Genomic DNA, 14,462 nt, shown 5'->3' on the forward strand with positions numbered 1-14,462 from the left:
CAATTCATTTTAGTCTACCTTGTAGGGTGATAAAATAAATTACGATATGTCAATTGCTATTACAGGAACAGGAAGTTACATACCATCACTCGTCGTTCCGAACGATGAATTTGGAGGTCATAATTTTTTAAATGCCGATGGCTCTCCATTTGCCCATGACAATGCTGTTATCATTCATAAATTTAAGGGTATTACCGGAATTGAAGAACGACGCTACGCCGAAAAAAGCCTTAATACTTCAGACATTGGTTTTCTAGCTGCCGAAAAAGCAATTACCGATGCCGGAATAGATAAAGAAACCATTGATTACATAATCTTTGCACATAATTTTGGAGATGTATCCCCAGGTAATATTCAAAGTGACACGCTGCCCAGTTTAGCAACCAGGGTAAAACAACATTTACGAATAAAAAATCCTGCATGTGTTGCTTATGACCTAATTTTTGGCTGTCCTGGATGGATACAAGGTGTAATTCAGGCAAATGCATTTATAAAAAGCGGTATCGCCAAAAAATGTCTTGTTATCGGTGGTGAAACACTATCCCGAATTGTAGACCCGCATGATAGGGATTCTATGATCTACTCCGATGGTGCAGGGGCAGCTATAATTGAACAGACAGATGGCGCAGGAGAACTGCTTTCCCATTCAAGTGCCACGTATACGCAAGAAGAAGCCTACTTCTTATTTTTTGGGAAGTCATACAATCAACTTAAAGATGACACGAAGTATATAAAAATGTTCGGTCGTAAAATCTATGAATTCGCAGTGACCCACGTTCCACAGGCAATGAAAGATTGTTTAGATGAAAGCGGAGAAGGAATAAATGACCTTAAAAAAATATTTATTCACCAAGCGAACGAAAAGATGGACGAAGCCATCATTAAGCGTTTCTACGGTCTGTATGACCAAGAGGTTCCTAATGACATAATGCCTATGAGCATTGGTAAACTAGGCAATAGCTCTGTTGCAACAGTACCTACCCTATTTGATTTGGTCTTGAACGGAAAAATAGAAAATCAAGAGGTTCAAAAGGGAGATGTTGTTATCTTTGCCAGTGTTGGCGCGGGCATGAATATTAATGCTATGGTATACAGGGTCTAATTGAACCGGTAACAGCGCAAAACATCAAACTTGCAACCTGTTCAAATGTACGAGAATACCTATCCGAGTAAACGCTTTCAGCATACCCTAGATTTTCTAAAAAAGCATATATCTACCGAGGAAACCATTCTTGATCTTGGTGTAGAAAATCCGTTTTCGAAAATCATGAAAGGACAGGGATATACTGTAGAAAATACCAAAGGCGAAGATTTGGATGTTGATTATTCTTCCTTAGTCAATTCTAATGCAAAAGTTGTTACCGCATTTGAAATTTTCGAACATTTATTAGCTCCTTTTAATCCGCTTAGGGAAATAAAAGCAGATAAACTTGTGGCCAGTATCCCCCTAAAACTTTGGTTTTCTCCTGCCTACCGCAGTAAAACGGACCCGTGGGACCGTCATTACCATGAATTTGAGGATTGGCAATTTGACTGGCTTTTGGAAAAAGCAGGTTGGGAAATAAAGGATAGGGCAAAATGGACCAATCCTGTCAGAAAACTGGGCATACGCCCATTATTACGAAGTTTCACCCCACGCTACTACATTGTATATGCCATAAGAAAACAAGTGAAATAAGCCTAGTATATCATTTGATTTTCTTAGCTTTTGACCTTTAAATGCTTCATTGCCATGCACTACTACGTAATTGTTCCCGCTCATAACGAAGAAGGCTTTTTAGCTGACACCTTAAATTCTATATTAAGACAGTCGCTACAGCCAAAAAGGGTAGTTGTTGTGAACGATAATTCCACCGACAACACAGAAGCTATCATAGACCAATTCGTGACTCTCAGCCCTATTTTTCAAAAGCTGAATACAACATCTTCTACAGAGCACATGCCTGGCAGCAAAGTGGCGAATGCATTTAACAAAGGTCTTCAATTACTAGATGAAGATTACGATTTTATCGTAAAATTAGATGCCGATGTAATCCTCCCCGATAATTATTTTGAAAAAATCGTTTATATTTTTAGAGGACAGCCCAAAGTAGGTATTGCCGGAGGTTTCATTTACGAACAGAATGAAGACGGGCAGTGGAAGCTAAATCACCCTATGGATAAAAACCATGTTCGAGGTGCTTTTAAGGCTTATACCAAGAAATGTTTTAAAGCTATTGGAGGTTTACGAAGTGCTATGGGCTGGGACACGGTAGATGAATTACTCGCGCAATACCACGGACATGAAATTTATACGGATGATGCCTTAAAAGTAAAACATCTTAGACCTACCGGAAAGGCCTATAACAAAAAGGCTAAACACCTTCAAGGAAAAGCAATGTTTACCATGAGATATGGTTTTTTAATAACCACAATAGCCTCATTAAAAATGGCCTTAAAGCAAAAAAAACCACAAGCTTTTATGGATAACCTGTACGGCTATCTCGACGCCAGAAAAGAGAAAGAACAATTCCTGGTTACCAAAGCGGAGGGCAATTTTATAAGAAAATTACGTTGGCGGAACATCAAAAGAAAACTTTTATAATTTCAACTTAAAATTATAAACAAAAAAATCCTGCTTATCTAGCAGGATTTTTTTTGATATTTTGTTCAGGTAAATTAGATACCCAATTCTTTTTTAACGTCAGCTAAAAGGTCTTTACCTTTTGCAACGATAAGTCCGCCACCAGCTTGAGCATCTATTACATACTCATAACCTTGTGCAGCAGCTACTTTTTCAATTGCAGCTTTAGCTTTGTCCGATATAGGAGCGAAAAGCTCTCCTTGCTTTTTCTGTAGCTCTCTTTGCGCAGCTTGCTGTGCTTCACCAATATTCTTTTGAACGCCTTGAAGCTCTATTGCTCTTTTCTCGTTCTCTTCTTTAGATTTAGAAGGTGCCTCATTTTGGTACAAGGTAGCTTTGTTCTGAAACTCGGTCATTGAACTTTCAATATCGGCATTGTAAGTTTCTGATAATTTTTTAAGTTCTGCTTCGGCAGTTTTCATCTCGGGCATTGCACTTAATAGTTGGGTAACATCAATATGTGCTACTTTGCTCTGTGCATTAACAAAACCTGTAGCGGCTACGAACAATACTAAGGCTACTGCTATTTTTTTTAAGTGTTTCATGATAATTCTAGTTAAAATAATTGAGTGTTAATTTCTGGTTAATGTAATTTTCTCGTTTCACATTTGCTAAGCAAATCGCCGCAATGTATTAAAATTATGTCTATTTAGCAGATGATTACGAGACTTTGTTAAGTAAACCCTCTTACTCTTCAGTTTCTCCTTCATCCTGCCCGTCTTCTTGACGTTCTTCTAGCTTTTCTTTTCTTTTAGCTTCACGCTCCTCTAAGAGCTTTTTTCTTCGGGCTTCATAAGCTTTTTTACGTTCTTCCCTAAGCTTTAATTGCTCCGCACGTTTCTCCTCTGCTGTTTTCTCTCTTGCTTCCTGTGCCTTCTCCGCATTCTCTTTTCTCTCCTTTAGAGCATCGCTCATCTCTTCTTCGGCCTCTTCCTCATTAAACTTGTTTCTGCTGTCTTTCTTGGGCTTACTTATTTTTCTAGTTCTTGAAATACCTCTCAAGACCAAATCACTAATATCGTGTCTGTTTTCTGAATACAACATAACAACATCCGCAGATTTATCAAAAATAAAATCGTACTTCTTGTTTGCTCCTATTTTCTGAACCTCGTTAAATACTTGATCTTGTATTGGCTGAATAAGACGGCGCTTCTGTAAAACCAAATCCCCTTGGGGACCAAAACGGTCTTGTTGATATTCTACCATTTCTTTCTCAAGAATCTGGATGTCCTCTTCCCGCTCGGCAATTAACTCATCGGTCAAAAGCACGCGCTCCGCCATTAAGTCTTTTTTAACAGCCTCCAACTGACTTTGTTTTTGTTCAATATCTATTTTCCATTTCTGGACCTTATCAGCAAGTTGTTTCGTAGCATCTCTGTATTCGTCTACGTTCTCTAAGATATATTCCATATCTACGTAAGCAATACGTACACCACGCTGAGCAAAGGTATAGGCAGAACAGAAGGTTAACACCAGTACAAAAAGAACGTTTGATTTTGTTTTCATTTCTTTATCGTTTTATCCAATAGAAAATATCGTGCCAAAATTACTAAAACTTTTAAAATGAGTGTTTTAGCAATAAGGACGATTCTTTAAATTAAAACTGTTGGCCGATAATAAAGTGTGTTTGAAGTCCGCTAGGTCCTTGTCCTATAGAAGCTGGCCTAAGGTCTTCATCAAACCCGTAACCAAAATCAATACCTAACAACCCGAATGCCGGCATGAATATGCGCAGCCCCACTCCGGCCGATCGTTTTATTTGAAACGGATTAAATTCCTGAAAATTGTTGAAGGCATTACCACCTTCCATAAATGCAAGCATATAAATGGAAGCTGAAGGCTTCAAAGTTAACGGATAACGCAGCTCTAATGAGAATTTATTGTATACTAAACCGCCTTCTTGTTGCCCAGTTATAGGGTCAATTGGCGTTAAAGATTGATTCTCATATCCTCTTAACTGAACCACATCACGACCATCTAAAGTAAAGTTACCAAGACCGTCACCACCTACGAAGAAACGCTCAAAAGGAACATCACCTACATCATTATTATAGTTACCCAAGAAACCGAACTCTGCGTTGGTACGCATAACCAAATCACCAACTAAGGTTGTATACCAATCACCTTTAAATTTAACCTTATAATACTCTAACCATCTAAAACGTTGTTGATCGATATCTTCCAATTCTGTAGATTCTGCTGTAGTCAACCCAACTTGCGCTTTTTGCAAAGTCAATTCTTCACTTCTATCCCGCAAAGTTGCAAAATCCTTATTGCTAAATAAAGAATAAGGTGGCGTAAACTTTGCTGTTACTTCAAAGTTAGACCCTCCTCTAGGGAAGATACGACCCCCTGAAGTAGCATTTCTAGAAATCCCCAAAGTGTAAGCAAATGAATTGGATTTTCCGTTACCAAAATTGAACAACCCAATATCATAATTATTGAACTCATACAGTTGGTAGCTCAAGGAGTGGGAAATTGTAAAGAAATCATCAGGCCACTGAACACGTTTTGCCAAACCAGCTGTAATACCGGTAATTGCAAACCCACGATCTTTATCTACCTCGATTCTACTGCTATTTGAGTTATTATAATCTACCCCAAATTGCTGTGTTCGGGATAAGTTTAAGCTAAATTGAACTGGTTTTCTACCTCCCAACCAAGGTTCTGCAAAGTTCAAACTGTAAACCCTAAAGGTTCTACTGGCCTGCACTCTCATGGCAAAAGTTTGACCATCACCCATTGGTACAGGTTTATATGCTTCACCTTTTAAAATATTCTTAATAGAGAAGTTATTAAAAGAAAGCCCAAGCGTTCCTATAAAACCTCCACCACCGTAGCCACCTTGCAGTTCTATCTGACTTGAACCAGATTCTACCAAGTTGTATTTAATATCTACCGTACCTTCGTTAGGGTTAGGATTGAGAATGTCCGGCTTAATCTGTTCCGCATCAAAATATCCTAATTGCTGTAATTCACGAATGGTCCTGATGATATCACTCTTGTTATATTTCTGTCCTGGACGCGTTCTAAGTTCGCGATAAATAACGTGGTCGTTCGTACGGTCATTACCAACAACATCTATATGGTTAAGAAAAGTCTCCTTACCTTCTATAACACGAATTTCAAAATTAATGGTATCATTTTCCGCAGAAACTTCTACTGGGTTGATGCTTGAAAACAAGTACCCGTTATTTTGGTATAAGCTAGTAACATCATTAGGTTCTGGCTTAGAATCATCTGCAATACGTTCTCTTAACAATACGCCGTTATACGTATCCCCTTTTTTAATACCCAATACTGATGCCAATTGGCGGTCCGTATACACACTGTTACCAACAAAGTCAATATCACCAAAATAGTATTTGTTACCTTCTTCAATTTGATATTTTAAGATGATATTATTTTCATCTACCTTGATCAAAGAGTCGGAAATAACACGTGCGTCACGATAACCGTTCTCCGCATACTTATCCGATAATAGCTCTAAATCATTTTCATAGTCTTCTTCTATGAATTTAGATTTCTTCCAAAAACGCCAAAACCGCTTTTCTTTGGTTTTCTTAAAAGCACCTTTTAATTTCTTATCGGATAACTGATCGTTACCTTCAAAAATCATTTCCTTAATCTTAACCTTATCACCCTTATTGATATTTATGACCATTTTCTGAGCATTGGTCTCAGAGGTATCATTGGCAACGATTATAGCGGTTTTTGTATTTAAGAAACCTTGCTTTTTGTACTTATTATCTAGATAGTTTTTGGTGTTGGCTATTAAACTTTCTGTGATTTTTTTACCTTTCTTAAGGTCTGTATCTTTAAGGATATCATCAACCTTTCTAGGCTTTACACCGTTTATAACGACATCTGATAGCGTTGGTCTTTCAATAATATTCAATTCCAGAAAAACCTTATCACCTTCTATATTAGTAATATAAAAATCTATATTCTTAAAAAGTTCAAGACCCCAAAGCTTGTTGATTATTCCACTAACTTCATCACCCGGAAGCGTTATAGGTTGCCCTACACGTAAGCCGGTATACGTCTTTACGGTCTGCTCATTATAACTTTGCAGTCCTGTGACCTCCAAACCACCTAAAATGTACTTTTTACCGTCCTCAAAAGAAAGTTCTTGTGCGGAGCAAAATGCGGTTGCAAAAATTAATAGGAGTGTAATAAAAGGTTCGAAGGATATGAACCTTTTCATATCGCTAATTGAGTTGTTCGCTGGTTTTTCCAAATCTTCGTTCTCTGTTCTGATAACTTTTTATGGCTTCTGCCAAATGTTGACTACTAAAATCGGGCCAAAATACATCAACGAAATATAATTCCGCATAGGCTATTTGCCACAGTAAAAAATTGCTGATACGATGCTCACCACTAGTGCGGACAAGCAAATCTACATCAGGCAAATCGTGCGTGTAAAGATGGCTATTAATAATGGTTTCGTCAATGTTTTCAACTGAAATTATATTATTTTTAACTTTGGTACTTATTTGTTTTACTGCGTTTTTGAGCTCTTCTCGCGCACCATAACTTAAAGCCAAAGTAAGGGTCATTCCTGTATTTTCCCTAGTTTTCTCCATTACCTCTTTAAGTTCCCTATTAGCCTTTTTGGGTAATGACTCCAAATCTCCAATGGCATTCAACCTAATGTTGTTTTCTGAAAAAGTCTTTAATTCTTTCTTTAATGAGGACACTAAAAGCCTCATTAACGTATCTATTTCAATTTTAGGCCTTTTCCAATTTTCTGTAGAAAATGTATATAGGGTAAGATATTCTAGTTTTATTTTTACACAGTTTTCAACTGTTTCCCGAACAGTTTTAACTCCGTTTTCATGTCCAAAAACGCGAAGTTTGCCTTTTTGTTTAGCCCAACGACCATTTCCATCCATAATTATGGCAAGGTGGCGTGGCATTTTATTTTTATCTAATTCTTCTAGGTCAACCATAAGGAACTGATCATATTGCTCTAATAAGCATTCTATTGGACGAGAGCACACAACCCCATCAACCTCTAAAATTATTCATTTTTTGAGCGCACGGCAAAAATAGCCCATAAATTTGAATTATGCATAGTTATGGCTATATCAAGAAAAGAAAATAAGGGATATACAGAGGTCTTACCTATTCAAAACACTCATTACAAGGTTTTCTACCAAAAGTATAGGTTAAGGTGAAACCGGAGAACATATACCAGTCGTCATTAAAGACATTTCCGAAACGAAGATCATCTAACTGGCGACTAACATTAAGTTTTTCTGGGTTACTACTATCCAGATTGTCGGTAAATGTATATCGTGCACCTATTTCCGCTCCTAATATCAAAAACTGATTCAATCTAATCTTTGCTCCAACAGTCATTGGTACGGCAAAAGTTCCGTCTCTTTGAGCCACACTTAAAAACTGACCTGCATCAAAGTAATTGTAGTCATATCTCACATAAGTGATACCTGTATATAGATATGGGGTAAACGCTGGACCCATCTTATGTAAATTATACTCTACGAAGTTAAATTCAAGTCCGGCAGAAGCTTCTAAAAGAGAATTATCCATCTGGTAGCCTCTCTGCTGACGAGATGGATCGTTGGATTTTGTATCATCTGCATCAAACTTTGCATAGATTACACTAGCACGCCACGCATAACGTTTGGCTATATTCCATTTAAAAATGCCCCCGATAGCAATATCAGATGGTGAAATATAAGTAGTGCGCCCTACATCCCCTATAACATTGGCTCCTCCAGCAAAAATACCGGCTTCATAGGTTTGAGCTCCTATTGTGCCAAAAGTACATAGTAGAACTATGACAATGAAATGCTTCATAAATAGTATTAGTTTTCGAATATAACAATTGTACTCAACTATTATATTAATGTTCTCACATGATAAACAGGATTTGCGGTTTTTTATTGTCCGCTCGAGATTCAATTCCGGCGATCTTCGCCCCATAACAGTTTATTCCGCAGGGTTTTCAGAAAACTCTCCGAAGTATATTCTATCATTTTAATCACAAAGTCTGCCTTCTTTATCAGAATTTCCTTTCCGTTCTCAACAGATGCAATTCTAGAATCTAGTGAAATAAGATGGTTATCTTCCCTTCCCGATACTTTTAGTCGTATTTGGGTATCATCTGAAATAACCAAAGGTCTCGCATTTAAATTGTGCGGAGCTATGGGTGTTAGCACCAAGGATTTTGCAGTTGGTACAATAACAGGACCACCGCAACTAAGCGAATATCCGGTAGAACCGGTTGGGGTAGAAATGATGAGTCCATCTGCCCAATAAGAGGTTAAATATTCGTTATTTAGATACGTCTCTACTGTAATCATAGAAGTTGTATCCTTTCTACTTACCGTAATCTCATTCAAAGCAAAACGCAATTCGTTCAACTCTAAAATATCCGAACCCTGATCAACTTCCACCAAACTTCTTTCTACTATAGTGTATTCTCCTCTTTTAAACTCCTGAACCACTTTACGGACTTCTTCTTTACTAAATGTCGAAAGAAATCCTAAACGACCTGTATTGACACCAACTATTGGAATGCCCAAATCCTTCACAAAGGTAGTTGCCCTAAGAATAGTACCATCACCACCAAAACTAACAAACATATCATAAGAGCTATCCAACCCTTCTACATCAGTAAACGTGGTATAATTAGCTGCACTATATTTTTGAGAGAGAAAATAGTGAAATTCTTTTTCAATTGCGATTACCGCGTGCTCTTTTTGTAGCTCATCAAGCAACTCCATAACATATTGCAAGGTGTCTTCTTGATACATTTGACTGTAAACGGCAACTTTCATTCCTTAATCTTTATTGTAATTACTAAAACCTTTTGGCCTTACGCAACAAAAATAAGGATTGTACCCTTGACTAATTACCCTTTTTAAAGAATATCGCAAGAAATCCTAAACGTTAAGATATTTGTCAAGATAATCTGATCGTTCCTTTAAGTCCTCCAAGAATTGATCGTCCGTATTACCGAACAGTACATTATAATTATATCTACGGAATGTTTGAAGAATATCGTTTAAATTAGAAGAAGCTATTTTAATTGTTATTTGAACCACATCATTCTTAGAATCGGTAATGAAACCACCAATTAATTTGGTATTGTTACTTTCAACAATTTGCGCAATCTCACTAAAGGAATAGTCCTTTATACCTTTAGCCACTACTATGATTCCGCCTGGCTCCGTAAAGAACGGCGTGTCTATAAAGACACTTACAATATCAGTAAGATCATAATGGCCATCAATCCTCCCTTTTTCATCAAGAATAGGCACAAGATTGGCTTCGTTTCTAGCAAAAACCTCAAGAACATCCAACCAACTCGTTTCTTTTCGAACAAAAAATGTTTCCAAATCGTACCGATATTGTTCTATTTTCTTGTTGATATCAAAATTCTCCAAGTCATTTTCACTAAGCACCCCTAGGTATGCCTCGTTCTCTGTCACTGCAACGTGTGAGTACGTGGTATCCTTAAAAAAGGAAATTACCTTAGCTAATGAATCGCCTATTTTAAAAGACGGAATATCTGTTACTATTTGATCTTGAATGTGCATAACTCTTTCTACTAAACGCAAAATACTAATTAAAAATATCAAAAGGCATGCCTAATTTGTATTTTTGTACCAAATGGTTAATTCTCCCGTTAAATGACAAAATTAAGTGTAAACATCAACAAAATTGCAACCTTAAGAAACGCCAGAGGTGGCAATATGCCAGATTTATTGAAGACTGCCACGGATATTGAGTCTTTTGGCGGCCAAGGCATAACCGTTCATCCTAGACCTGATGAAAGACACATTCGCTATCAAGATGCAAGAGCCTTAAAAAAAGTAGTTACCACGGAGTATAATATAGAGGGTAATCCTGTTGAAAAATTCATAGAACTTGTACTGGAAACGCAACCTACCCAAGTAACCTTGGTACCTGATGCGGTAGATGCTATTACTTCAAATGCCGGCTGGGATACTATAAAACATAAAGATTTCCTAAAAGATGTAATTAAAACTTTCAAAAACGCAGGCATACGGACATCAATTTTCGTTGATGCAGAAGCCCGCATGGTAGAAGGTGCAGCAGAAACCGGCACGGAGCGCATTGAACTTTACACGGAGAGTTATGCAGCGCTATTTTCAAAAGGAAACCATAGCCAAGCTGTCAAGCCTTTTACCGAAGCTGCCAAAATTGCACATAAATGTGGTTTAGGTATTAATGCAGGACATGATTTAAATTTAGACAACATTAAATACTTCAAAGAGAACGTTCCCCATTTATTAGAAGTCTCCATTGGTCATGCCCTAATTTGCGAATCGCTTTACCTGGGTCTGGATAACGTTGTAAATATGTACCTGAATAAATTAAAATGACAGAAACTTTACACTCCAAAATACTTGGAACCGGTACCCCCCTTTTAATCTTACATGGTTTTCTGGGGATGTCCGATAATTGGAAAACCTTGGGCAACCAGTATGCAGAAGAAGGTTTTGAAGTACACCTCATAGACCAACGCAACCATGGTAAGAGTTTTTGGTCCGATGATTTTAATTATGATCTTCTTAGCGGTGACCTAAAGAAATACATGCAAACACATCATTTGGAAAATGCCTTGATTATTGGACATTCTATGGGAGGCAAGACCGCTATGCAGTTTGCCAGTAGTTATCCCAATCTGGTAAAAAAGATGATAATTGCGGATATTGGACCTAAATTTTACCCACCTCACCACCAGCCTATCATTAATGGTTTGAATGCCCTAAATCTGGACACTATGAAGTCTAGAAACGAAGCCGATTCCGAATTAGGAAAATACATAACCGACTTTGGCACCAGACAATTCCTGCTCAAGAATCTCTATTGGGTCGAAAAAGGTAAGTTGGGTTTTCGGTTCAATCTTAGTGTTTTAAGTGAAAAAATGAATGAAATAGGAGAAAATATTGGCACAACGGACTCCTATAACGGTCCCGTTCTTTTCCTACGTGGTGACCGTTCAGAATATATCATGCCAAATGACATTGCCGAAATAAAGAAACACTTTCCACAAGCACAATTAGACACTATAGACCACGCCGGGCACTGGCTACATGCAGAAAACCCAAAACAGTTTTTTGAAAAATCCATGAATTTCCTAAAACCCTAAACTGATTTTACATCACATAAATGGGAACGGGGTTTAATATTTTGTAGCGCCAATACTCAAAGACGCAACTAATCTTTATCTTTAAGGGTAATGAAATTATTCATTGCAGATTAAAAATTTACAACTATGAAACTAATTTTACGCGTTCTTTTAACCGCCCTTGCCGTGGTTATACTATCCAAAATATTACCACACGTCTCAGTAGACAGTTACATGACAGCTATAATCGTTGCTATAGTTCTTAGTCTTTTGAACTTCATAGTTAAGCCCATTCTTGTTATACTTACCCTGCCGGTAACCATTATCACCTTAGGTCTTTTCCTACTTGTAATCAATGCCATTATCATTTTATTGGCAGACAATCTTATTGATGGATTTAATGTAGATGGTGTTTTATGGGCTATACTTTTTAGCCTTTTGTTATCCTTTCTTCAATCTATATTGTTTTCGCTTTTAAAAGACGACGAAAAATCATAACGATTGTTTGGATCTCAAGGCTTTAAAAACTTGCCAACGTACATTTATTGTACTACTTTTGCATCCCATTTTTATGGAAACAAAAAAGAAGATTTAGATGAATATTACAAAAGAGCAGATCGACGATTTAAATGCCGTCGTTAAAGTTGCCATCACCAAGGAAGATTACCAAGATAAGGTAGACAACATCTTAAGTGACTATAGAAAGTCGGCCAACGTACCCGGTTTCAGAAAAGGGCACGTGCCAATGGGCTTGATAAAAAAACAATACGGCAAGGCCGTTTTGGTAGACGAAGTAAACAAACTTCTTCAAGATAACCTTAACAAATACCTTACTGAAGAAAAATTAGATGTCCTTGGAAATCCCCTTCCTAAGCAACAAGACAATTTTGACTGGGATGAAGAAGAACTTGCTTTTGAGTTTGAGTTAGGTCTAGCGCCTGATTTTGAAGTTCCTTTGAAAACAAAAAAACCTATTACTCATTATAAAATCGTTGCGGACGATAAAATGGTAGAAGAGCAAGTTGAACGTATCTTAAAACAATACGGAAAACTTATTAGCAAGGATACTGTTGAAAAAAACAACGAAGTAACCGGTACTTTCAAGAACGAAGAGGAAGAAATAGACAATAAAGCTACTTTAGAACTTGACAAGGTCAAAAGCAAAAAAGCTTTAGATGCTTTAAAAGGAAAAAAGGTAGGTGATGTGGTTACATTGAAGTCTAAAGGTCTTTTCAAAGAAGATTATTTACTTTCAAGCGTTTTTGGTGTTTCTCAAGAAAAAGCAGCAGACCTAGATATTGAAGCTACTTTTACTATAGAGGAAATAAACGAAAGAGAACCTGCAGCCTTAGACCAAGAGCTTTTTGACAAGCTTTTCGGTAAAGACGAGGTTAAATCTGAGAAAGACCTGAAGCAACGTATCAAGGATGATTCAGAGAAACAATTCGAACAACAGTCAGATCAAAAATTATTGAATGACATTACCGAATATTTCATAGAAAACACAAAATTTGAACTTCCTTCCGAGTTTTTAACCAAGTGGATACAAACTACTGGTGAAAACCCATTGACCGAAGAAGAAGCCAACGAAGAGTATGAAAAATCTGAAAAAGGACTACGGTACCAACTTATAGAAGGTAAGGTTATTAAGGACAATGACATTCAACTTCAGTTTGATGAGCTCAAGGAATTCGCCAAAGGCTTTATTAAGCAGCAAATGGCACAATTTGGTCAATTAAATCCTCAAGAAGAAGAATTGGATAACATAGCCGCTCGTGTTTTAGGTAACCAAGACGAAGTAAAACGTCTATCCGAGCAGTTAATGAGCCAAAAACTGCTTACCTTATACAAAGAGAAAGTAAACCTAAAGACCAAAGAGGTTACTTACGAAAACTTTGTGAAGGAAGTTTACGGGTAATATTTCCAAAAAATTATAAGTATCTTTACGGTGCCGAAAATATTATTTTCGGCACCTTTTTTTATTTTATACCCCAGGGTTACTTAAACATCGAAAGAAAATTATGGATTACGGAAAAGAATTCAAGAATTACGCTATAAATCACCAAGGTATTAGCAGCACTTATTACGATTCGATCTTAACAAGCATGTACCCAGTTGGTCTTACGCCCAACATTATTGAAGAACGTCAGATGAACGCTGTTGCCATGGACGTATTTTCAAGATTAATGATGGACCGTATCATCTTTCTAGGAACAGGCATTAACGATCAAGTAGCTAACATTGTACAGGCACAATTATTGTTTTTGGCCAGTACCGATGCTAAAAAAGATATTCAGATTTATATTAACTCTCCTGGAGGAAGCGTATATGCCGGTTTAGGCATTTATGACACCATGCAATTCATTGCTCCGGACGTTGCCACTATTTGTACGGGAATGGCCGCCTCAATGGGCGCGGTACTTCTTTGCGCAGGTGAAAAAGGAAAACGTAGCGGATTGACGCACTCTAGAGTAATGATTCACCAACCTATGGGTGGAGCACAAGGACAAGCGAGCGATATTGAAATCACCGCACGTGAAATCCTGAAATTGAAATCAGAATTATACGAAATCATTGCCAAGCACTCTGGTCAATCTTTAGATAAGGTCAACGAAGACAGTGACCGTGATTACTGGATGAAGGCCGAAGAAGCCAAATCTTATGGTATGATTGACGAAATTTTGGTAAGGGGGAAAGAATAATTTCGAC

The 14,462-nt window shown here is 37.4% G+C and carries 15 protein-coding genes; 8 read left to right on the forward strand and 7 right to left on the reverse strand.

Annotated elements, in window-relative coordinates; genetic code table 11:
- The first annotated feature begins 46 nt into the window (after positions 1-46).
- Genes KO521_RS12770 through KO521_RS12780 form a run of 3 tightly spaced genes read left to right on the forward strand, consistent with a single transcriptional unit; the run spans position 47 to position 2,584 of the window.
- A complete protein-coding gene (locus KO521_RS12770; RefSeq protein WP_215940293.1) occupies positions 47-1,102 on the forward strand; it encodes a 3-oxoacyl-ACP synthase III family protein in 1,056 nt (351 codons plus the stop codon).
- Positions 1,103-1,147: 45 nt separating this feature from the next.
- On the forward strand, positions 1,148-1,678 hold the full coding sequence (locus KO521_RS12775) for a methyltransferase (RefSeq protein ID WP_215940704.1): 531 nt from the start codon (positions 1,148-1,150) through the stop codon (positions 1,676-1,678).
- A 54-nt stretch (positions 1,679-1,732) separates the two neighbouring features.
- A complete protein-coding gene (locus tag KO521_RS12780) occupies positions 1,733-2,584 on the forward strand; it encodes a glycosyltransferase (protein ID WP_215940294.1) in 852 nt (283 codons plus the stop codon).
- Positions 2,585-2,658: 74 nt separating this feature from the next.
- Here KO521_RS12780 and KO521_RS12785 read toward each other — a convergent pair whose 3' ends face one another.
- The 7 genes from KO521_RS12785 to KO521_RS12815 form a co-directional block, all read right to left on the reverse strand.
- Positions 2,659-3,168 (reverse strand): OmpH family outer membrane protein, encoded by a 510-nt coding sequence (locus KO521_RS12785; protein WP_215940295.1) that lies wholly within the window; start codon positions 3,166-3,168, stop codon positions 2,659-2,661.
- Positions 3,169-3,310: 142 nt separating this feature from the next.
- Positions 3,311-4,129, reverse strand: a complete 819-nt coding sequence (locus KO521_RS12790; RefSeq protein ID WP_215940296.1) for an OmpH family outer membrane protein — start codon at positions 4,127-4,129, stop codon at positions 3,311-3,313.
- A 91-nt stretch (positions 4,130-4,220) separates the two neighbouring features.
- Positions 4,221-6,830: a BamA/OMP85 family outer membrane protein gene (locus tag KO521_RS12795; RefSeq protein WP_215940297.1), complete on the reverse strand. Its 2,610-nt coding sequence runs from the start codon at positions 6,828-6,830 to the stop codon at positions 4,221-4,223.
- 4 nt (positions 6,831-6,834) lie between these two features.
- Positions 6,835-7,575: an isoprenyl transferase gene (locus tag KO521_RS12800; RefSeq protein WP_215940298.1), complete on the reverse strand. Its 741-nt coding sequence runs from the start codon at positions 7,573-7,575 to the stop codon at positions 6,835-6,837.
- Positions 7,576-7,750: 175 nt separating this feature from the next.
- The gene (locus KO521_RS12805) at positions 7,751-8,449 is read right to left on the reverse strand and encodes a DUF6089 family protein (protein ID WP_215940299.1); all 699 of its coding nucleotides are present in this window, start codon (positions 8,447-8,449) and stop codon (positions 7,751-7,753) included.
- Positions 8,450-8,550: 101 nt separating this feature from the next.
- Complete coding sequence (locus KO521_RS12810; RefSeq protein ID WP_215940300.1) at positions 8,551-9,432, reverse strand: NAD kinase; 882 nt, start codon at positions 9,430-9,432, stop codon at positions 8,551-8,553.
- Positions 9,433-9,537: 105 nt separating this feature from the next.
- Complete coding sequence (locus tag KO521_RS12815; protein WP_354668205.1) at positions 9,538-10,215, reverse strand: CBS domain-containing protein; 678 nt, start codon at positions 10,213-10,215, stop codon at positions 9,538-9,540.
- A 72-nt stretch (positions 10,216-10,287) separates the two neighbouring features.
- Here KO521_RS12815 and KO521_RS12820 point away from each other — a divergent pair, with 72 nt between their 5' ends.
- The 5 genes from KO521_RS12820 (at position 10,288) to clpP (ending at position 14,455) form a co-directional block, all read left to right on the forward strand.
- Positions 10,288-11,004: a pyridoxine 5'-phosphate synthase gene (locus KO521_RS12820; protein WP_215940301.1), complete on the forward strand. Its 717-nt coding sequence runs from the start codon at positions 10,288-10,290 to the stop codon at positions 11,002-11,004.
- On the forward strand, positions 11,001-11,774 hold the full coding sequence (locus KO521_RS12825) for an alpha/beta fold hydrolase (protein ID WP_215940302.1): 774 nt from the start codon (positions 11,001-11,003) through the stop codon (positions 11,772-11,774). Before KO521_RS12820 ends, KO521_RS12825 begins: the two co-directional genes overlap by 4 nt.
- A 126-nt stretch (positions 11,775-11,900) precedes the next feature.
- Positions 11,901-12,251 carry a phage holin family protein gene (locus KO521_RS12830; RefSeq protein ID WP_215940303.1) on the forward strand — a complete coding sequence of 117 codons (351 nt, stop codon included), beginning with the start codon at positions 11,901-11,903 and terminating at the stop codon, positions 12,249-12,251.
- A 97-nt stretch (positions 12,252-12,348) separates the two neighbouring features.
- Positions 12,349-13,671 carry a trigger factor gene (gene tig, locus KO521_RS12835; protein ID WP_215940304.1) on the forward strand — a complete coding sequence of 441 codons (1,323 nt, stop codon included), beginning with the start codon at positions 12,349-12,351 and terminating at the stop codon, positions 13,669-13,671.
- Between the two features lie 103 nt (positions 13,672-13,774).
- A complete protein-coding gene (gene clpP / locus KO521_RS12840; RefSeq protein WP_215940305.1) occupies positions 13,775-14,455 on the forward strand; it encodes an ATP-dependent Clp endopeptidase proteolytic subunit ClpP in 681 nt (226 codons plus the stop codon).
- Positions 14,456-14,462: the final 7 nt, after the last annotated feature.

Origin of the sequence: Zobellia uliginosa (assembly GCF_018860745.1) — a bacterium.
Lineage (GTDB): Bacteria > Bacteroidota > Bacteroidia > Flavobacteriales > Flavobacteriaceae > Zobellia > Zobellia uliginosa_B.

Coding starts and splice junctions, on each gene's coding strand:
- KO521_RS12770 (WP_215940293.1), top strand. CDS start 47: ATGTCAATTGCTATTACAGGAACAGGAAGTTACATACCATCACTCGTC.
- KO521_RS12775 (WP_215940704.1), top strand. CDS start 1,148: ATGTACGAGAATACCTATCCGAGTAAACGCTTTCAGCATACCCTAGAT.
- KO521_RS12780 (WP_215940294.1), top strand. CDS start 1,733: ATGCACTACTACGTAATTGTTCCCGCTCATAACGAAGAAGGCTTTTTA.
- KO521_RS12785 (WP_215940295.1), bottom strand. CDS start 3,168: ATGAAACACTTAAAAAAAATAGCAGTAGCCTTAGTATTGTTCGTAGCC.
- KO521_RS12790 (WP_215940296.1), bottom strand. CDS start 4,129: ATGAAAACAAAATCAAACGTTCTTTTTGTACTGGTGTTAACCTTCTGT.
- KO521_RS12795 (WP_215940297.1), bottom strand. CDS start 6,830: ATGAAAAGGTTCATATCCTTCGAACCTTTTATTACACTCCTATTAATT.
- KO521_RS12800 (WP_215940298.1), bottom strand. CDS start 7,575: ATGGTTGACCTAGAAGAATTAGATAAAAATAAAATGCCACGCCACCTT.
- KO521_RS12805 (WP_215940299.1), bottom strand. CDS start 8,449: ATGAAGCATTTCATTGTCATAGTTCTACTATGTACTTTTGGCACAATA.
- KO521_RS12810 (WP_215940300.1), bottom strand. CDS start 9,432: ATGAAAGTTGCCGTTTACAGTCAAATGTATCAAGAAGACACCTTGCAA.
- KO521_RS12820 (WP_215940301.1), top strand. CDS start 10,288: ATGACAAAATTAAGTGTAAACATCAACAAAATTGCAACCTTAAGAAAC.
- KO521_RS12825 (WP_215940302.1), top strand. CDS start 11,001: ATGACAGAAACTTTACACTCCAAAATACTTGGAACCGGTACCCCCCTT.
- KO521_RS12830 (WP_215940303.1), top strand. CDS start 11,901: ATGAAACTAATTTTACGCGTTCTTTTAACCGCCCTTGCCGTGGTTATA.
- tig (WP_215940304.1), top strand. CDS start 12,349: ATGAATATTACAAAAGAGCAGATCGACGATTTAAATGCCGTCGTTAAA.
- clpP (WP_215940305.1), top strand. CDS start 13,775: ATGGATTACGGAAAAGAATTCAAGAATTACGCTATAAATCACCAAGGT.